Below are 17,189 nucleotides of genomic sequence, written 5' to 3'. Positions count from 1 at the left end.
AAAATTCATTTATAGTCATACCTCATCTTTCGCTCGAAAGGCTATATCAAAAAACGGGTTTTTTACCTAATCTGCTGGCTGCAATCTAATGATTTTAATAAAAAACCCAGTTTCTCACCTCGTCCTTAATTGCTACTTTCCCACTGTCAACAAAGGTTTCCCTCATAATTGAGGTTCAATTCCAGCCGATCGCAATTGAGCGCGCAATTGCTCTAATTCTTCTTGAGCGCGATCGGCCCTTTGCCGTTCTTGTTCAGCCCTTTGCCGTTCTTGTTCAGCCCTTTGCCGTTCTTGTTCAGCCCTTTGCCGTTCTTGTTCCGCCCTTTGCCGTTCTTCCTCAACTCTTTCAAAGCCAGTTAACAGCAAATTCCCTTCACTATCCCACCAGCGCAGCCAAGGTAACTCAACATTTTGATACCTTCCCTGCCAAATTCCCAATTCCACTCCTAACGGTGGAATTGGATAATGACCGCGATCGTTTGCCGGAAGTAAATGATAGCTACGGCCTACTAAATGGTAAACTTCGACACTCGCCTTAGTCACCTCATAAATCCCGTAAAATTCCGGACGGATGACATTTTCGTAAATCCAGAATTTGCCAGGTTTAGTTTCCTGTTGACCAGTTCGCAACAAAGGCGTTCTATCTCGTTCTTCTGCACCATTTCCCGACACAAATTCTAACACAATTAATGGTGCTAAAAACTCTTGCCACATCACATAAGAACGACGCACTTGACCGTCAAATGTTGGCGGGACATTTGGCACGTAAAACCAATCAGGTGCTTCCGCACCACGCTCTAGTGGCTCAGTCAATCGCCAATAAATCCCGCTATCTTGACCGATACAGTAATCAGCATCTGGATGAATGCTTTGGAGGATCGGAGTAATAGAATCAGTTAACAGAATGCTTTGGGGATGTTCTTGAAAGTTTTTCACAAAAGTGCCGTCGGATTCTGGTAGCTGAGTGTGATCCGGCCAACCTGCGGGGTTGTTTTCTACATCTAGGGAGAATTTCATGGTTTTATTTTGGTGACAGGTATTAATGAATAAAGTCTTTAATTTTTTCCTGAAACTCCTCTTGACTTATATTACCATTTATCAAGTCATCAGTGAGAGATTTAATCGGATTTTCTGTTACTTGAGCTGGAAAGGCGATCGCCCCAATATTCGCCTCAAACAAAGCCGCCCCTTCCGGTTGAGAACTATCGAAAACTTCCTTGAGTTCCGCTGCATTCATTTGGCGGCCGCTAGCATAATAAAGGTGAGTCGCCTTTCCCACCCTCCAAGTCAGTGCAAACAGCGACGAAGCCACCGCAAAACCGCCCACAAACGGCACAAACAAACCCAAACCATACATCGATATCCAAGCCATAAACGCTACCCAAAAAGAACCAAAACCCCCGAACAGATTGCCTCCGATCGCCAGCGCATCTTGACCTTTTGGATAGCCCCATTTTGCCCCAATATCCCGCATCATTTTTAATAGCAACACGCTCGCCACCAGTAGCGTCACCGTCATACTTCCCGGCAGCGGGTTGAGTCCCAAAATAGCAGATCCAATGGCATAATCTATAATCAAGTCGCGGATTTATTTGTTGATTTCGACAAGGTTTGGTGCGCGGGCGATCGCTTCCATTTCCTCTGAGGTTTTTGGAGAGTTTTTAGACATAAGATTTCGTCTTTATGAAAATCTATAAAAACTCTTGTGGGGCAGGCAAGATGCCTGCCCTATACAGGCTTTTATGGAGAGATATATTCTAATCTAAACCCAAGACGGCAGCCACATCCTAATTTTCCATTCCATTTGTGACAAAGGCAATCCCAAATAGAGAGGCATCCAGAAAATAAAAGCACCCAAAACCATAAAAATTATTGTTACCCCCATCCCTCGGAGGCGGGTTTGTGGGCTGTGCAGCCACCTGTCAGTCCACCAAGCAAGTGCTAAAGCTGCAAACACAGAACAGCCCATATAATGATACAAAAATACGCAGCGAGTCACCTTCACCCAAGGCAGCAAATTAGCCACCCAATTAACTATTAAATACAGCGCCATCCACATTTCAGTAGTCGGCGGAAACAAAATCGGCCGCTGCTGTTCGATCGCCTCAACAGAAGCCACCCGGCGCGTTTCCCTCCACACTAAAACCCGGTGAACCAAAACTCCTATTACTAGCAGTAAAGCTAAAGTTGACAGCCACCAAAGCAAAGGATTTCCCATCGCGTGAACATCAAGAATTACCGGGTTTACACCGCTGGGTAAAGGCGGCAAAACTGGATCTGATGGTGCGTTGCTGCTAATACTTTTGTAGAAGTAGACTATCGGGCGCAGCATCAAAGGCCAACTGTACCACGCCGAACAGTAAGGATGCACGTCAGGCCCGCTTTTAATCCGCTGGTGATAAGTCAAAATTTCCGTTTGCATCTGCCAAAAGTTGGGAGTTGGATTGAGATGCAGGTGAGGAATCCAGGAGATGCTGTAAACTAAAACAGGAATCACAGCTAGACTCAAAATTACTTCTAAGAATTTGAGTTGAGTCAGTCTTTGTACGGGACTTTCGGGCGGCAGGAGAGCAGGATTTACCTCGGCACTCTGTTCTTCATCTCCTCGGTTTCCTTGGATTAAACGCACTACCCAAGCGCAGATTAAAATTAGATACGTACCGAATAGAAACCACAGCCCATTCCATTTGATAGCAGCAGAAGCACCGAAACCTATTCCTGCTAGCACCAGCCAAAGCCACCGCTTTTTGCCTTCTGATTCTACGGATTTTAAAATAAATAGTTGTCCTAAGATTCCGAACAAAACTAGATAAATGTTGTTGAGCGCGTAGCGAGATTCAACTAAAAATAAACCGTCGCAGGCGATAAAGAAAGCAGCCAGAAAAGCAAAGGTGTGGCGGCGCACTAGCTGATAAGCCAGGGCTCCGACAACTAGGGGAATAAAGGAGCCTGTGAGAGCATTTAGCCAGCGGTAATCCCAAGGGGAAAGCAGGGAACCCGCCAGCGGGTTGACGGCTGTTTTGCCGAAGGGGAGGTGAGTGCCGATCGCAATGCCGATCGCAATTATGTACTGACTCAGCGGCGGGTGAGCGTTGAAAAAAGGTGTTTTAGTGAGATAATCGTTGGCAAACTTCGCGTAATAAACCTCGTCAAATACGAAAGCGTTAAATCGCTCCAGTTCCCAAAAGCGCAGAATCCAAGAAAATAGGAACACACCGAGCATTCCTAGACCAAAAACAAGAGTGGATCTGTTGAATTGTTTTTTGTTGAGTTGCATAAAATAACCGAAAATAGTAGATGCTAGATTTGGGGGCGATCGCTAATTTTAAAATAATCAGTTGAAAAGAGCGTAAAAATTACTATTATGACTTTTAACCTTCGCTGCTACAAACCCGATGCAGGCAATAATGCTTGTCACGTGGGGCGATCGGCGGTAGCGACTATTGTTTCACAATATGCTGCCTATGTAATTGGCACCCAGGCAGGAAAAACGCATATGACAATGTGCGATCGACTATGATACCGGTTAACAAGGTCTTGTTTAAGGCGGGTGTTTATGAATCTCAGGCTGTGGGTTTGGGGGATAGCTGTAGGTGCAAGTATCCTCCTAGGAGTTCCAGCGGTGGCGGCACCCAGTGCGATGCAAATTAGTCAAGGGGTATCGCAGCAGGGAGGGGGAAACACTGCTGCTGCGGCTGAAAAATCCTTGAAAGAAGGGCTCCAACTGTACCAGCAAGGGACGGCGGAATCTTTAAAAGGTGCGATCGCCAAGTTTGAAGAAGCATTAAAACTGTATCGAGAAGCGGGCGATCGCGGTGGAGAAGCTGTCACCCTCAACAACATCGGCAAAGTCTACTCAGATTTGGGAGAGAAACAGAAAGCGCTAGAGTATTACAGCCAGTCCCTTCCGCTGAGTCGGGCCGTAGGCGATCGCTCTCTAGAAGCTACGACCCTCAACAACATTGGCTTAGTCTACGATGATTTGGGAGAAAAACAAAAAGCACTAGAATATTTAAGCCAGTCCCTTCCCCTGAGTCGGGCAGTAGGCGATCGCGGTGGGGAAGCTACCACCCTCAACAACATCGGCGGTGTCTACTCAGATTTGGGAGAGAAGCAGAAAGCCCTAGAGTATTTGAGCCAGTCCCTTCCGCTGAGACGGGCAGTGGGCGATCGCAGTGGGGAAGCTGTCAGCCTTTACAACATCGCTTTTGCCAAACGCGATCGAGGCAATCTCACTGAAGCCCTCACTAATATTGAAACCTCCCTCAAAATTATTGAAAGCCTCCGCACCAAAGTTGCTGGCCCAGAACTCCGCACCTCATACTTTGCCACCGTACAAAACTATTACCAGTTCTACATTGACCTGTTAATGCAACTGCACAAAACCCAACCCAAATCTGGTTATGATACCAAAGCCTTTGAAGCCAGCGAACGTTCCCGCGCCCGCAGCCTCCTCGAACTTTTGCAAGAAGCAAACGCCGATATTCGTCAAGGTGTCGCCCCAGAATTATTGCAGCGAGAACGCAGTTTACAACAGCAACTCGATGCCCTTGAAAAACGACGAATCGAAGTTCTAAATCGCCCCAACCACACTCCCGCCCAAGAAGCAGAATTAGAACAACAGCGGCAAACTTTAATCACACAATATCAGGACATTCAAACCCAAATCCGCACCACCAGCCCCCGGTACGCCGCCCTCACCCAACCGCAACCCCTAACTCTTTCACAGATTCAACAACAAATCCTCGACGAGAATACAATTTTACTCCAGTATTCTTTAGGAAAAGACCGCAGCTATCTCTGGGCTGTGACGAAAACCAGCATTACCAGTTATGAATTACCAAAAGCTGCCGAAATCGAGACAACTGCCAAAAACTTTCGTGCTGCTGTCACTGATCCGCGCTACCGAGACATCCCCAATCGAGTCGCTGAAGCTAGCAACGCCCTCAGTCAAATTATTTTACAGCCCGTTGCTGCCCAACTCGGTCAAAAACGCCTGCTGATTGTTGGCGATGGTGTTTTGAATTATCTTCCCTTTGCCGCCCTTTCGCTCCCCGGAAAATCCGGTGAAAATGGGAATCCGCCTTTAATAGTAAACCATGAAATTGTGCTGTTGCCTTCCGCTTCCACCTTGGGAATCTTAAGACAAAACTATAGCGACAGACAAGCCCCTACTCGCACTTTAGCAATTCTCGCCGATCCAGTTTTTAGCGGTAACGACGAACGAATTAAAAATTCTTCTTCTGCCACCACTGAGCAAGCGGTAGAATCAGCAAATCCCGGTTTGAGTCGCTCCCGAGGCAACAATAACGTACAGTTTGACCGTTTAAAATTCACTCGCCAAGAAGCTCAAATCATTCAAGCCTTAGTTCCTGCCAATTCTCGCACCGAATCTTTGGATTTTGCAGCCAGTCGCGCCACAGCCACCAGCCCGAATTTAAGCCAATATAAAATCATTCATTTTGCCACCCACGGTTTCGCGAATAGCACTAACCCGGAATTATCAGGAATCCTCATGTCCTTAGTAGACGAAAATGGCAAACCCTTAAACGGATTCCTGCGGCTTACGGATATTTTCAATCTCAAATTAGCAGCAGAATTAGTAGTTTTAAGTGCCTGTCAAACCGGATTGGGGCAGAACATTCAAGGCGAAGGCATGGTGGGATTGACGAGAGGATTTATGTATGCTGGGGCGAAGCGAGTGGTGGTGAGTTTGTGGAGTGTGGATGATGAAGGAACCTCGAAGTTAATGTCGAGTTTCTATCAGGGAATGCTGAAAAAAGGGTTAACGCCAGCAGCAGCTTTAAGGGCGGCGCAATTGGAAATGTTGCAGCAGAAACAGTGGCAGTCTCCCTATTATTGGGCTGCGTTTACGCTTCAGGGTGAATGGCGGTAAACAGTTGACAGTTGACAGTTGACAGTTGACAGCGGGGTTTTAAAACCCTGAATTTTGATAAAGTTGATGAAAAATCAGCATCAATTTAGTACGAAAAACCAGAGACGTAGGGTGCGTCGCCACTAATAATTCTCGCCCTCAACCAGGATGCCAGTGAGCGACGCACCCTACAATTTATAACCGGGATTAATAACGACGTAGAGTGCGTCGCCACGAATAATTCTCGCCCTCAACCAGGCTGCCAGTGAGCGACGCACCCTACAATTTATAACTGTCATCAAAGTTATCCAGTTGTGTGCATCTGCTTTGTAGTCTACAAAAGAGTTGCGTCTTCCCGATCGCATATTACCAGAAAGAATTGGTTGAAAGCCGGAACCCCTTGAGGGAGAAATTAAAATCAGACTATTCATTACTCCAATCCTCTTCCTTCTAGGTAGAGGTGGCTCTCAAACTGTCAACTGTCAACTGTCAACTGTCAACTGTTGAATCACCCTTCATCTCAAAATTAACTCCTTGGTAAAGTTCGCTCAATTGAATTTGAAATTCGATCGCACTTAATGTCATAACTTCATCAGCCGTTGTATATTCTGTTAATACCCATTTATTTTCTGAATTTTTAGCAAATTGTTCGATATAACATTTATATTGGTCGATCGTAATATATTCTCGAAGACTGGGGATCGATCGATAATACTGAAATTTATCGCCTCGATCGTAATTTTTGGTTGAATTTGACAAAACCTCAACAACCAGCACCGGATTAGTTACCGTAGTCGTACCGCTGCCCTCATAAGCAGGCTCTCCAGAAATCACCATGACATCGGGATAAGTGTAAAGGCGATATTGCGATATCCACAAACGCACGTCACCCATATACACGCGATAGTTCGGCCTTCCCAAAGTCAATTTAAAGCGGGCATAAAAATTACCTGCGATTTCATTGTGATTCGTTGTTCCACCTGTCATTGGCACTATTTCTCCATCACGGTATTCACTTTTAAACTCCGCAGCTTCTTCTAATTGCAGATATTCTTCGGGAGTGCAGTAGCGTTTTTCTGTTTGTACAACCATAATATCCTCAGAGCGACGCGCATCAAAATGAGACTAACATTATACCAAAAAAAAGCGGCTCTGCCATCGCAGAACCGCCGTAACAGAGGATCGGAAATCAAAACTTAACGGACTGCACCCTCAACAGAAGGCGACTCGATTGTCTTCATGAAGTACAGTTTCACCAACTGCCAACCGTTGGACAAATACAGAGGCAATTTTTGGAACAATTGCAAAACTTTCGGAGTTTTAGACTCAACAATCGCGGTTAATTGCTGATTGTTTTTGAGGCAAACATCCAACCGTTCATAAAATTCTGGATTGTTTACGTCGAGCATGACGGGGAAAACGCGGCCTGCTGTTTCGTTGGTTTTTTTGATCACTTCAATGTCGTATTCGCGAGCATCGAGTCCGAGCGATCGATAAAAACCACCGCGCTGGATATCATTGAGATACATTGTCGCAAATACCGACAGCAAGAAGAAACGGCACCACAGCTTAGCGCGCCAATCATTCAACATCTGAGGCTGAGCTCTCATCACCGCATCGAAGAAATCTCCGTGGCGGTTTTCATCCTGACACCAATTTTCAAAGAATCGGAAAATCGGATAAATCTGATCTTCAGGATGCGCTTTCAAGTGCTGATAAATCGTGATGTAGCGCCAATAACCGATTTTTTCGGATAAGTAAGTGGCGTAGAAAATAAACTTCGGCTTGAAGAAGGTGTAACTACGGCTCTTTGTCAAGAAACCCAAATCTAGGGACAAACCAAAATCCGACAGCGCTTTATTCAGGAATCCGGCGTGCCGCGCTTCATCGCGGGACATCAGCAAGAAACCTTCGGCGAGTACCGGATTTTTGTCCTTGAGTTTGCGTGCCAATTCTTTGTAGAGCAAGAAGCCGGAAAACTCAGCGGTGCAAGAGCGTTCGAGGAATTCAATAAACAACTTCCGCTTTTCGCCGTCGATGTGTTCCCAAGATTGATCGAACTCGGCATCGCGCACGAAGTGGGTTTTGTTGTAGTCAACGCGGAACTCTTTGATAATTGCTTCGAGTTCGGCTTCGTTTACCGAGATGTCCATTTTGGCCATCTCGTCAAAGTCTGTTGTGTAAAATCTCGGTGTGAGAATAGTTTCTTTGGCTGGGGTTTTCGCTTCTTGCTGCTGGGCAAAAGCGGGTTTTTTGAGCGAATCTACCATATGTTTATTGGATTTTTTGCTTATAATTGCTCGCTTGTTTGAGGTTTCGGGTACTGCGGGCGATCGCCCTTGTATCTCCGACCAGCGCTGTGCGGCGCACTTTGGCGCTCTCTGTGGAATTCAGGTCAAAGCTGCTGAAATTTCCACGCCCTCCAGTTTACCAAGCTCTCGACCCGGAAAGATGTTGCTGGCGTTAAGAATTGCTACGCACAATTACTTATGGGCTTTGAAACAGAAGGGATTCGGGAACAAAATTCTGCCTGTTGTCAATTTATAGGATACAGCATAAATAAATTCCCGTGTCAAGCTTTTGAAACACCCGATCGCCAACCACAAAATATATATTGAGGGAGCGCAATAGTTAAATAACCAGGCAGGACGGGCATAAAATGAGCAATTTAGGTGTTAGTTACCTTTTATGGGCAGCTTGTTTTTTCGGCCCATTCGGACTCCACCGCCTCTACAACGGCAAGATTGGCACGGGTTTGCTGTGGCTGTGTACCTTTGGGTTATTTGGGTTCGGGCAATTGTTTGACTTGCTACTTCTGCCGCAGATGGTGGACGAGCACAATGCCACTATCAGGGGCAAACTCGGGGTATCTCCCCAAGGTATACCGCTATCTTCCACCAGTGGGGCGATCGCCTCGACATACCAGAAGCCAACCCCGGAACAGTTAGGGATTAAACTCCTCAAGGCAGCTTATACCAAAAACGCCAGATTATCTGTCACTCAAGGGGTGATGGCAACCGGCGCTACTTTTGCCGAAGTGGAAGAGGCTTTCACGGCAATGCTCAAAACCGGTTATGTCAGCATCGAGAACGACCCAGTTAGTGGCGTCGTGATGTACTATTTTCACGAGCTTTAAGGAATGAGAATTAAATAACTTACAATTTTAATGATTGTGGGATGGGCGTCCCGCCCGTCCCTTATAGACGGGCGGGACGCCCATCCCACTTTTAAGAGTCTAAGTTATTAAATTTTCGTTCCTAAGCTGGAGTGGGTGCGTCAGTTGGGGGATTTGGCGTGTTGTTGGAGAAGCTAATCGCTGACGCACCCTACTACTTGTCACAGAGAAATGTAGGGTGCGTCAGTTGGCGGATTTTATGTGTTATTCGACAAGCTAGTCGCTGACGCACCCTACTACTGGATATTGCTTGTTGTGGTTTGTCGAGCCAGCGAGGCAAAATCGGCTAGAATGTTTGTTTGTCTATACAACCAGAAAGTATTTAGCGTCATGGCAGTCCCTAAGAAGAAAACCTCCAAATCCAAGAAGAATATGCGTAAAGCCACATGGAAGCGCAAAGCTGTAGTGGCAGCTCAGAAAGCTTTGTCTCTCGGCAAATCTGTTCTGACTGGGCGTTCCAACAGCTTCGTGTATCCCGGCAATGAAGAAGAGGAGGAAGAGTAAAGCGATTAAAAATTAAAAATTGGCATTTCTGATATTTTGCACCATTCTCGGTTAACAGGCTTTGCTGGCTGTTGGGCAACACATATATTTTCTTGTGGGTGGCCACTTCTGGCCGCCCTAAAGGAAACCTTGAGAATGGTGCCAGATATGAGTTAATCGTTCTTTGCCATCGGTAAAATGATCGTGGCATCGCCAAAAGAATAAAATCGGTACTGATTCTCGATCGCCTCTCGGTACAAATCCAACAGCCGAGGCCTTCCAATCATCGCGCTTACCATCATCATCAAAGTAGAGCGCGGCAAATGAAAATTGGTAATTATCCCGTCTACAACCCTCCACTTGTAACCCGGATAAATAAACAAATTTGTCTGGCCGCAAAAAGGCTGCAACGAAAAATCTTCGCTCGCCGCCGCAGCTCCCTCTAAAGCTCTCACTGCTGTCGTACCCACAGCAAAGATCCGCCCGCCTCGGGCTTGAGTTTCGCGGATTTTCTCGACAGTGGAGGCCGATACTTCCACCCATTCGCCGTGCATTTTGTGAGTCGTCACGTCTGCAACCTCCACCGGGCGAAACGTTCCTACTCCCACATGGAGGGTGACAAAAGTTTTTTCGATTCCCCGCTCTTCCAAGCGGCTGAACAATTCTTCGGTGAAGTGCAACCCTGCTGTCGGAGCCGCCACCGCCCCTGGCTTTTCGGCATAAACAGTCTGGTACTGTTCCGCTGCTGCTTGGGAATTTTCGATGTAGGGGGGAAGAGGTACGTGGCCGTATTCGTCCAAAAACTTCGCCAGAGTCGCATCTCTAGGGATGTCAAACTCTAACAGCCGTCCCCCAGTTTGCTCGTCCCTCTCTATAACTGTCGCAGTCAATCGCCGATCGACTCCCACAGCCTGGGGAAGGCAACAGCAAGGCCCTTCCGCAGAGTCATCACAGGAGGCGGGCTCAAACTCAATTTTGGCTCCCAACTTTAAGCGTTTCCCCGGTTTAACCAAAGCCAGCCAGCAGTTGTGCTGGCGTTCTTCCATCAACAATATCTCCACAGCCGGGCCGTTAGGTTTGTGCCCGTAGAGCCTCGCTGGCAGAACACGGGTGTTGTTCAGTATCAGCAAGTCTCCGGGTTCGAGCAAATCCGGCAAATCGTGGAAAATCCGGTGTTGGTGGCTGCTGGGAGAATCTACCACCAGCAACCGAGAACTGTCCCTCGGCACTACCGGATTTTGGGCAATGCACGAGGGCGGAAGTTCGTAGTCATAAGCGTCCAAAGACCAGTCAATCTCTGTCATCGGGTGAATTCCTGTCAAAAATCTGTCAACTCGGTAACAAATTGGGTAAAAACCCCCATCCCAAGTCGGGTGCTTTTCCCCTTGTGGTGGCGGGTATAGCCCGCGACGATAGAGGTGTAGCATCAGCTTTGCTCGAAGGATAGTTATGGAATACCTCTACTACATCGCTAATACTAGCCTCACTCTGAGAGTCGTGGATTACCTACGCACGGCTAGTCATCTTCCTTTGCAATTTATCACTGTTATTCACCAAATTGACGGCTGGGTCGTGAAGGTGAAAATGAGCCAATATTTGACTCCAGAAATGCACGGGGATTTTCGGGCTTTTATGAACGAAGTCGGGATTCCTTACGATCCTGAAATTCGCTTGCAAATGGCACTGTGGAGCTTGGAAACGGGACAGTCGCCGCTGAGCGTGATGCGCCGCTACCAGGTGGCCGTGGTTTGTCACGGAAGCCCAGACCGCAAAGAAATTGAAGCGTTTCGCCAGCAGTTTGTCAAGGGTCTGGGATATTGCCCGGAAACTTTGGCCTAGACTGGGAAGCAGATAAATTGCCTGCGATCGCAGAGTCCGAGCGGGAGAAGGCAAGAGGGGCAGAGGAGTTAACGCTTTTTCCATGTCCGTTAAAGATGAAGAAACCAATGGGCCACAGTCAAGGCAAGTTAACAATTAAAAATTACCAAGCGGTATTACTTTTTAATTTTAGCCTGTAATTTTTAATTTGACATTTCTAATCACTAAAAGCCGATCGAATGTATTCTTGCAGGGTAAGCCGGTAGTTTCCGGCAAGGGCGGATTGAGAGTTCGCTGTCGTTGGTGGTAATATTTGCTTGGTCTTTTGCCGCGAAGGCTCGCACCTGACTAAGGCGACATCGAACCGACAAGAATTATTTGCTAAATCTGGACGAGTGCTTAAAAATATTTCGGCGGTTTGCCAAAGTTTGGCTTGTTTTGCTGCACTAACAGCCAAGATTCCCCCAGCATCCCAATTTCCACGACGGCGAGTTTTCACCTCTACAAAGGCTAATGTTGGGAATTGGCGATCGGAAATACCTCGGTTTTTTTCGCTTGATTCATCTCTTCCGAGGGCGATGATGTCAATCTCTCCCCAGCGACAGTGGTACTGACGGTGCAGGATTTCCCAACCTTGCTGCTGTAACCACTGGGCGACTAAGTTTTCTCCCAACGTGCCGATATCCCGAGAGTTTGTCGGTTGCGGAGAGTTGGAGGCGGCGGGAACCACCGAAGAGGAGCGCTTTCTGGTAGAATTCAATTCTGAACTGTCATTGCTGCCCATTAGCTTTAACTTATGAATTCTGGAATTCGCCAACATCGCAAAAATATTTATAATTTCTTGCTGAGTTTTGTTATTTTAGCAGTAATTGCCGCTGGGGCGATCGCCATCAATCCCGCACCTGCTTTCGCCTTGGATCGCGACAAAGAAATCCTAGTTGGCGCTGATTTTAGCGGACAAGTTTTGACTAACGACAGTTTTAATAAAGCTAATCTTCGCAACAGCAATTTTACCAATGCAGATTTAGGAGGCGTAAGTCTGTTTGGCGCCAATATGGAAGAGGCAAATTTTGAAGGCGCTAATTTAAGGGGTGCGACTTTGGATTTGGCTCGCATGATGAAAGCTAATTTAACTAATGCTATCCTTGAGGGTGCTTTTTGTTACAATACCAGACTGGAAGGAGCTGTGATTGACGGTGCTGATTTTACTGAGACTTTGCTGCGAGACGATATGATCGAAAAACTCTGTAAAGTTGCAAAAGGTACTAATCCGGTGACTGGTAGAGATACTCGCGAAACTCTGTTTTGTGATTATTAAAAGATATAGCGGTTCTCAGAAAGATGAGGTATGTTGTTGGGCTTCAGCCCTCTTGGTTTCAGTGGTTATATAACCTGTCAGTCATACCTCACCTTTTTGAGAAAGGCTATAAGACGGCGGTTGAAACCGCCGTGTCTTCTAAAATCTTATTAGCCCCAAGGTACAGAGGTTAAGTCGTAAAAATTAACTTGACGCAGCCTCTCTAATTCTTCTATCCATTCTTGTTCGGCGCACAGTTGTTGGTAATATTCTATAGCAGCATCGGTTTTTTTCCACATATCGAGGGCAATCCGGCGCCGCTTGATGCTGATGATTTGCTCGATACAGGCGATCGCCGATCGAATAACTAAAGGCGCGCGATACACATTTTTTTCCGAAAACTCGTTTAAATGAAATAAATGCGAGATTTGATTGAGTTGGGTCGGATATTCTATAAAGCTATCTTGTAATTTCAATATTAACTCAGAAGGCGCTGCTTGTAAATAGATGTTGTGCAGTATTTCTGCATTCAAAATCAGGTGCCACAAAAATCTGTGGTGAGACAAGCTAAACTGCACGTCTCTAGCTTCTATGGCTTCTCTGACTTCTTGACGGTATTCGGGACAGTGCAAGTAAATCTGCAATAATTGCGCTTCTGCTTCTTCTAACAGACTGCGGGCTGCTACTGAAAAGCCTGTTTTTGAACTTTTGCTGTCGCTGCTTGCACGCTGCTTTTTATATTGTTTGCTCGGCTTTAGTTTGTTTCTAATCAACAGTGGCATTGTCAATGCTTCGTCTTGATTCAGCCGCTTTTCCCAATCGCTGACTACTTGATTGAGCAAGTTTTCTGCTATCATTTTTGTGAGGCGAAAATCTCCTTTACTGAGGATTTCGGCACTTTTTTGCAGATAGTGTGATAACTGATTGTCGTCACTAATATTGGTTAATAATTTAATAATTTTTTTGGTGATTTGCTGGGAAGTATCCGCTTGCTTCAAATCTTGATTGACGAGCATTTGTTGGATTTGCCAATCGAGCCACAATGGGCAATTGTCTAGCAATTCTCGATATTGTTCTGGGGAGTAGGTTTTGAGGTATTCGTCGGCATCTTTGCCGTCGGGAATGTTGAGTACCCGCAGTTGTACTTCTCCTTGATAGGCGAGTTGTTCTATTTCTCCAATGGCTCGCTCTGCTGCTTTGGTTCCTGCTTTGTCGGCGTCGAAGTTGAGGATAATTTGTTTGGAGTCAGTATACCGCAATAACTGCCGCACTTGGTTTAAACTCAGGGCTGTGCCGAGTGATGCTACGGCGTTGGAGATGCCCGCTGCTTGAAGTGCGATCGCATCAAAGTACCCCTCTACGACGATCGCGCGATCGGCTTTGCTAATGGCTGTTTTGGCTGTATCTAAGCCATATAAAGTCTTGCCTTTGTCGAATAGTTCTGTTTCGGGAGAATTGAGATATTTCGGTTGTTCGTCGCCGAGAGCTCTGCCGCCGAAACCGATGACTCTACCTTGGGTATCGCGAATGGGAATCATGATGCGATTGCGGAAGCGATCGTAATAGCCACTTCCGCCTGATTTGCGCGGTACAATTAATCCTGCTTGCTCTACTAATTGCGCCGGATAGTTTTTTTGTTCTACTAAATAACTGTAAAGTGCTTCCCAACCTTGGGGTGCATAACCTAGTTGAAATTGTTGGATAGTTTCTTCGCTGAGCTTGCGTTCTGATTTGAGATATGCTAAGGGTTCTTCTCCTTGAGATTGCCGTAAAGCGTGTTCGTAAAATTTGGCGGTTAGTGCTGAGATTTCATAGAGTTGTTCCCGCAAAGAAATTTGGCGCTGCAATTCTTGTCGGTGTTCGGGTTCGACTGTTTTGATGGGAACTTGATAATTTTTAGCTAATTCTAATACGACTTCGCTGAAGGAGCGTTTTTCTAATTCCATGAGGAATTTAAAGGCATTGCCTCCTGCACCGCAGCCGAAACAATAGTACATTTGTTTGGCTTGGTTGACGGTGAAACTGGGAGATTTTTCGTCGTGGAATGGACACAAGCCGACGAATTCTTTGCCGCGTTTTTTTAAGATAACTCTACCGGAAATAACATCTACTATGTCGGCTCGTTGTTTGACTTCTTCGATTGTTTCTGGGTGCAGCCTAGGAACTTGCATAGGACTATGTTAGGTGAGTTAAAATTATGTTTGTTTTGATCGATCGCACAATTGGAGTTTTTCTGTACGTAGAAACCGGGTTTTTTACGAAAATACTTCTAGTCAGCCAGGATATTCGGTTTGAAAATCCGGTTTATTTGAGTTCGATGCGCTCGTGAAGTGTTGGCAAAGCAAGATACTCGCTTTATTGTAAGATATTGAGACTAACTTTAAGGAGCATGGGCAATAATGCGAATTTTAATGATGGGCGGTACTCGGTTTATTGGGGTTTATCTTACTAAGATTTTAGCAGCACAAGGGCATGAAGTGGTGTTGTTTAACCGGGGCAATAAGCCTGTGCCGGTTGCGGGGGTGAAACAGATTTTGGGCGATCGCACAAATGTTGCACAATTGCAAGAACAGTTATCGGCGGTTGAGTTTGACGCGGTTTTTGACAACAACGGTCGGGAATTGAGCGATACAAAGCCTTTAGCTGAGATATTTAAGGGGCGGGTGCAGCACTTTGTTTATATGAGTTCTGCGGGGGTTTATTTGAAATCCGACCAAATGCCTCATATCGAAGGAGACGCTACGGATCCGAAAAGCCGACATTTGGGTAAGTGCGACACGGAAAATTATTTGGCAGAGTCCGGTTTGCCTTGGACTTCGATCCGCCCGACTTACATCTACGGCCCTCAAAATTATAACGATTTGGAGGCTTGGTTTTTCGATCGCATTGCGCGCGATCGCCCGATTCCGATTCCTGGTAACGGGATGCACTTCACGCAGTTGGGGCACTGTCAGGATTTGGCGATGGCGATGGCGGGGGTTTTGGGTAACGAAAGGGCGATCGGGCAAATTTACAACGTTTCGGGCGATCGATTTGTCACCTTTGATGGTTTAGCGCGCGCCTGCATTCAAGCCGCAGGCAAATCACCCGATGCTATTAAGATTGTACACTACGATCCGAAACAATTTGACTTTGGCAAAAAGAAAGCTTTCCCCATGAGATTGCAGCACTTTTTCGCCTCAGTTAATAAAGCTGTCACCGAACTTAACTGGAAACCGGAGTTTGACTTAGTTTCGGGATTGAAAGATTCATTTCAGAATGATTATGTAGTTTCGGGAAGAGACAAAGCTGAGATAGATTTTTCCGTTGACGATCAGATTTTGAAAGCCATTTAAACTAAAATTAGACTGAGGCACTTGCGACTTCAGAAACCCGGTTTATTCGTAGATTTATCCTGATTGTTGGCAAAAATCGTAGAAACCGGGTTTCTAGCCCATGCGTCTAAACCATGTTAAATCAAAGTAAAGTGCACAGCCTGCACTCTAACTATCTGAGGTGAAAAGAATAATATGAGATTCATCAATCCCAAAATAGACTTTGCCTTCAAGAGAATATTTGGCTCGAATCAAAATACAGATATTCTGATTAGTTTCTTAAATGCCCTGCTTTATGACGGGGAAGCCATCGTTGAAAGTTTAGAAATCATCGATCCTTCTTTAGTCCCTCCGATAGTCGGACTTAAAAACAGCTACTTAGATGTCAAAGCCAGACTAAACGACGGCACATTTGTAATTATCGAAATGCAAGTTTTGAACGTGCAGGCATTTAGCAAGCGAGTTTTGTACAATGCTGCCAAAACTTATGCACTGCAACTAACAATGGGAGAACTTTACCGACAATTGCGGCCCGTGATTGCTTTGACTATCACAGATTTTAAAATGTTTGATGATTCTCAAGATGTGATTTCGCATTTTATTTTCAAAGAAAGAACTCGCCTGTCTGATTATCCCGATAATCAGATGGAGTTAGTATTCGTAGAGTTGCCAAAATTCCAGAAAGAATTGGAGGAATTAAAAACAATCGCCGACAAGTGGATTTACTTTATTAAAACTACTGGAAGTTTGAATGAAGTACCTCAAGCAATGGCTACAGTTCCGCAAATTCAGAGAGCTTTTGAAATTGCGAATCAAGTTAGTTTGACACGAGAGGAATTTGATATGTTGCAAGAGCAAGAGTTTTTGATTCAAGATCAGGAGGGTTCTGTGGCTCTAAGCAGGGAAGAAGGCAGGGAAGAAGGCAAGAAACAAGGACAAATAGAGTTAACTATGCGTTTGCTGAATCGCCGTTTAGGTCAACTAAACCCGGATGTTCAAACCCAGATCGGCGAATTGTCGATCGACAAATTGGATGATTTAACAGAAGCCCTGTTAGATTTCTCCAACGCGGAAGATTTGACTGCTTGGTTGGAGGTTAATTCTCAATAAACTAACCACTCTTTTTTGAAGTAAAACTGTCAGAGCAAAGATGATTCGCTGACTATTTTACCACTTGTCAGCAGAATCTACTGGTATTTTCATAGACTTTCTGCTGTAAAGCCGATC

19 protein-coding genes are annotated in these 17,189 nt (G+C 45.7%); 10 read left to right on the top strand and 9 right to left on the bottom strand.

All coding sequences use genetic code 11. The features are described 5' to 3' along the window. Nucleotides 1–162: 162 nt before the first annotated feature. The 3 genes from JGK16_RS04240 to JGK16_RS04230 form a co-directional block, all read right to left on the bottom strand. Nucleotides 163–1,017: a Uma2 family endonuclease gene (locus JGK16_RS04240; protein WP_293189645.1), complete on the bottom strand. Its 855-nt coding sequence runs from the start codon at nt 1,015–1,017 to the stop codon at nt 163–165. A 22-nt stretch (nt 1,018–1,039) separates the two neighbouring features. Further along, nucleotides 1,040–1,579 (bottom strand): hypothetical protein, encoded by a 540-nt coding sequence (locus JGK16_RS04235; RefSeq protein WP_293189647.1) that lies wholly within the window; start codon nt 1,577–1,579, stop codon nt 1,040–1,042. A gap of 183 nt (nt 1,580–1,762) precedes the next feature. Continuing rightward, nucleotides 1,763–3,277, bottom strand: coding sequence for a phospholipid carrier-dependent glycosyltransferase (locus JGK16_RS04230; protein WP_293174835.1), 1,515 nt, complete (start codon nt 3,275–3,277; stop codon nt 1,763–1,765). Between the two features lie 87 nt (nt 3,278–3,364). On the opposite strand from JGK16_RS04230, the gene JGK16_RS04225 reads away from it, so the two are divergent. Together JGK16_RS04225 and JGK16_RS04220 are read left to right on the top strand one after the other, a co-directional pair. After that, nucleotides 3,365–3,520, top strand: a complete 156-nt coding sequence (locus JGK16_RS04225) for a hypothetical protein (protein ID WP_293174832.1) — start codon at nt 3,365–3,367, stop codon at nt 3,518–3,520. 36 nt (nt 3,521–3,556) lie between these two features. Next, nucleotides 3,557–5,896, top strand: coding sequence for a CHAT domain-containing protein (locus tag JGK16_RS04220; protein ID WP_293202808.1), 2,340 nt, complete (start codon nt 3,557–3,559; stop codon nt 5,894–5,896). A gap of 167 nt (nt 5,897–6,063) precedes the next feature. On the opposite strand, the gene JGK16_RS04215 is transcribed toward JGK16_RS04220, so the two are convergent. The 3 genes from JGK16_RS04215 to acsF form a co-directional block, all read right to left on the bottom strand. After that, entirely contained in the window at nt 6,064–6,306 is a 243-nt protein-coding gene (locus JGK16_RS04215) for a hypothetical protein (protein WP_293174826.1), read from the bottom strand. A gap of 58 nt (nt 6,307–6,364) precedes the next feature. Further along, nucleotides 6,365–6,967: a Uma2 family endonuclease gene (locus JGK16_RS04210; RefSeq protein WP_293202805.1), complete on the bottom strand. Its 603-nt coding sequence runs from the start codon at nt 6,965–6,967 to the stop codon at nt 6,365–6,367. A gap of 104 nt (nt 6,968–7,071) precedes the next feature. Next, complete coding sequence (acsF, locus tag JGK16_RS04205) at nt 7,072–8,145, bottom strand: magnesium-protoporphyrin IX monomethyl ester (oxidative) cyclase (RefSeq protein ID WP_293189653.1); 1,074 nt, start codon at nt 8,143–8,145, stop codon at nt 7,072–7,074. 7 nt (nt 8,146–8,152) lie between these two features. Between acsF and JGK16_RS04200 the strand changes: the two genes are divergently transcribed. From JGK16_RS04200 to rpmF, 3 genes are all read left to right on the top strand, one after another. Further along, entirely contained in the window at nt 8,153–8,422 is a 270-nt protein-coding gene (locus tag JGK16_RS04200; protein ID WP_293174817.1) for a hypothetical protein, read from the top strand. A gap of 112 nt (nt 8,423–8,534) precedes the next feature. Further along, nucleotides 8,535–9,011: a TM2 domain-containing protein gene (locus tag JGK16_RS04195; RefSeq protein ID WP_293174814.1), complete on the top strand. Its 477-nt coding sequence runs from the start codon at nt 8,535–8,537 to the stop codon at nt 9,009–9,011. 369 nt (nt 9,012–9,380) lie between these two features. After that, nucleotides 9,381–9,554 (top strand): 50S ribosomal protein L32, encoded by a 174-nt coding sequence (gene rpmF / locus JGK16_RS04190; protein WP_006632406.1) that lies wholly within the window; start codon nt 9,381–9,383, stop codon nt 9,552–9,554. 152 nt (nt 9,555–9,706) lie between these two features. Here rpmF and queA read toward each other — a convergent pair whose 3' ends face one another. Beyond that, entirely contained in the window at nt 9,707–10,837 is a 1,131-nt protein-coding gene (gene queA, locus JGK16_RS04185) for a tRNA preQ1(34) S-adenosylmethionine ribosyltransferase-isomerase QueA (RefSeq protein ID WP_293202813.1), read from the bottom strand. Nucleotides 10,838–10,982: 145 nt separating this feature from the next. Here queA and JGK16_RS04180 point away from each other — a divergent pair, with 145 nt between their 5' ends. Beyond that, a complete protein-coding gene (locus JGK16_RS04180; RefSeq protein ID WP_293154581.1) occupies nt 10,983–11,372 on the top strand; it encodes a hypothetical protein in 390 nt (129 codons plus the stop codon). Between the two features lie 196 nt (nt 11,373–11,568). On the opposite strand, the gene JGK16_RS04175 is transcribed toward JGK16_RS04180, so the two are convergent. Next, entirely contained in the window at nt 11,569–12,135 is a 567-nt protein-coding gene (locus JGK16_RS04175) for a YraN family protein (RefSeq protein ID WP_293202802.1), read from the bottom strand. Between the two features lie 12 nt (nt 12,136–12,147). Here JGK16_RS04175 and JGK16_RS04170 point away from each other — a divergent pair, with 12 nt between their 5' ends. Next, nucleotides 12,148–12,669, top strand: coding sequence for a pentapeptide repeat-containing protein (locus tag JGK16_RS04170; RefSeq protein WP_293202799.1), 522 nt, complete (start codon nt 12,148–12,150; stop codon nt 12,667–12,669). A 149-nt stretch (nt 12,670–12,818) separates the two neighbouring features. Here the strand turns inward: JGK16_RS04170 and dnaG are convergent, their stop codons facing one another. Next, a complete protein-coding gene (dnaG, locus tag JGK16_RS04165) occupies nt 12,819–14,819 on the bottom strand; it encodes a DNA primase (RefSeq protein ID WP_293174805.1) in 2,001 nt (666 codons plus the stop codon). 26 nt (nt 14,820–14,845) lie between these two features. Between dnaG and JGK16_RS04160 the strand changes: the two genes are divergently transcribed. From JGK16_RS04160 to JGK16_RS04150, 3 genes are all read left to right on the top strand, one after another. Next, nucleotides 14,846–14,977, top strand: a complete 132-nt coding sequence (locus JGK16_RS04160; RefSeq protein ID WP_293202797.1) for a hypothetical protein — start codon at nt 14,846–14,848, stop codon at nt 14,975–14,977. Between the two features lie 70 nt (nt 14,978–15,047). Beyond that, nucleotides 15,048–15,983, top strand: coding sequence for an NAD-dependent epimerase/dehydratase family protein (locus JGK16_RS04155; RefSeq protein ID WP_293202795.1), 936 nt, complete (start codon nt 15,048–15,050; stop codon nt 15,981–15,983). Between the two features lie 174 nt (nt 15,984–16,157). Beyond that, nucleotides 16,158–17,072: an Rpn family recombination-promoting nuclease/putative transposase gene (locus JGK16_RS04150; RefSeq protein ID WP_293189661.1), complete on the top strand. Its 915-nt coding sequence runs from the start codon at nt 16,158–16,160 to the stop codon at nt 17,070–17,072. The last annotated feature ends 117 nt before the right edge of the window (nt 17,073–17,189 follow it).

It is taken from the genome of Microcoleus sp. PH2017_09_SFU_O_A (assembly GCF_020738625.1).
GTDB lineage: Bacteria > Cyanobacteriota > Cyanobacteriia > Cyanobacteriales > Microcoleaceae > Microcoleus.
Note: the sequence above shows the minus strand (reverse complement) of the source record. Positions and strands in the feature narration are given on the sequence as shown.

Excerpts from the sequence above, each read along its gene's own strand:
- JGK16_RS04175 (WP_293202802.1), bottom strand. The coding sequence starts at position 12,135 with ATGGGCAGCAATGACAGTTCAGAATTGAATTCTACCAGAAAGCGCTCC.
- JGK16_RS04150 (WP_293189661.1), top strand. The coding sequence starts at position 16,158 with ATGAGATTCATCAATCCCAAAATAGACTTTGCCTTCAAGAGAATATTT.
- JGK16_RS04215 (WP_293174826.1), bottom strand. The coding sequence starts at position 6,306 with ATGAATAGTCTGATTTTAATTTCTCCCTCAAGGGGTTCCGGCTTTCAA.
- JGK16_RS04195 (WP_293174814.1), top strand. The coding sequence starts at position 8,535 with ATGAGCAATTTAGGTGTTAGTTACCTTTTATGGGCAGCTTGTTTTTTC.
- dnaG (WP_293174805.1), bottom strand. The coding sequence starts at position 14,819 with ATGCAAGTTCCTAGGCTGCACCCAGAAACAATCGAAGAAGTCAAACAA.
- JGK16_RS04220 (WP_293202808.1), top strand. The coding sequence starts at position 3,557 with ATGAATCTCAGGCTGTGGGTTTGGGGGATAGCTGTAGGTGCAAGTATC.
- JGK16_RS04240 (WP_293189645.1), bottom strand. The coding sequence starts at position 1,017 with ATGAAATTCTCCCTAGATGTAGAAAACAACCCCGCAGGTTGGCCGGAT.
- JGK16_RS04155 (WP_293202795.1), top strand. The coding sequence starts at position 15,048 with ATGCGAATTTTAATGATGGGCGGTACTCGGTTTATTGGGGTTTATCTT.
- JGK16_RS04180 (WP_293154581.1), top strand. The coding sequence starts at position 10,983 with ATGGAATACCTCTACTACATCGCTAATACTAGCCTCACTCTGAGAGTC.
- acsF (WP_293189653.1), bottom strand. The coding sequence starts at position 8,145 with ATGGTAGATTCGCTCAAAAAACCCGCTTTTGCCCAGCAGCAAGAAGCG.
- queA (WP_293202813.1), bottom strand. The coding sequence starts at position 10,837 with ATGACAGAGATTGACTGGTCTTTGGACGCTTATGACTACGAACTTCCG.
- JGK16_RS04225 (WP_293174832.1), top strand. The coding sequence starts at position 3,365 with ATGACTTTTAACCTTCGCTGCTACAAACCCGATGCAGGCAATAATGCT.
- JGK16_RS04230 (WP_293174835.1), bottom strand. The coding sequence starts at position 3,277 with ATGCAACTCAACAAAAAACAATTCAACAGATCCACTCTTGTTTTTGGT.
- JGK16_RS04160 (WP_293202797.1), top strand. The coding sequence starts at position 14,846 with ATGTTTGTTTTGATCGATCGCACAATTGGAGTTTTTCTGTACGTAGAA.
- rpmF (WP_006632406.1), top strand. The coding sequence starts at position 9,381 with ATGGCAGTCCCTAAGAAGAAAACCTCCAAATCCAAGAAGAATATGCGT.
- JGK16_RS04170 (WP_293202799.1), top strand. The coding sequence starts at position 12,148 with ATGAATTCTGGAATTCGCCAACATCGCAAAAATATTTATAATTTCTTG.
- JGK16_RS04210 (WP_293202805.1), bottom strand. The coding sequence starts at position 6,967 with ATGGTTGTACAAACAGAAAAACGCTACTGCACTCCCGAAGAATATCTG.